The 472-nt window shown below is 73.3% G+C and carries 1 protein-coding gene; it reads left to right on the plus strand.

All coding sequences use genetic code 11. The features are described 5' to 3' along the window. Nucleotides 1-213 precede the first annotated feature (213 nt). The coding region (locus D3D02_RS19435) for a hypothetical protein (RefSeq protein ID WP_121571385.1) at nucleotides 214-472 on the plus strand (259 nt) is incomplete at its 3' end.

The following is a 472-nucleotide window of genomic DNA, read 5'->3' on the forward strand; positions in this document are numbered from 1 at the left end:
GGCCCAGACCGTTCACGCCGGCGACGGCCCGCGACCGTCGTGAACGGTCGAGACGCTTTTCACCGATCGCGTCCGATCGGCGTGGTCGGTCGCCGCGTCGACCGGGCGTCGCGCCGGGCGGACCGAACTGGTTCGTCGCCTTGATGGTCGCCGGGAGCGTGGGTGACGCATGAGCGTCGCGTCGGTCGCCGTCGGAACGCGGGGGGGATCGCGGTGGTAGGACCAATCTCCGAGGCGGAGCGAGACGCCGGCAACCGGAAGATCAGGCTCGTGCTGCTCGCGATCGTCACGGCCACGCCGCCGCTTATCGCCCTCCAGTTGGACCCGACGCCGGTCGAGCTGCTGGCGGCGGCCGGGGCCGGGTTCGGCCTCGGCCTCGTGGTCGTGTGGTACCTCGGTCGCCTCGCGGCGGAGTTCGCCGGGAGCGGGCGTCGGCGCCCCCGGCGCTGCGGTCGGGCAATCCCCCGTTTCT

This window comes from Halobellus sp. Atlit-38R (assembly GCF_003665925.1).
Lineage (GTDB): Archaea > Halobacteriota > Halobacteria > Halobacteriales > Haloferacaceae > Haloquadratum > Haloquadratum inordinatus.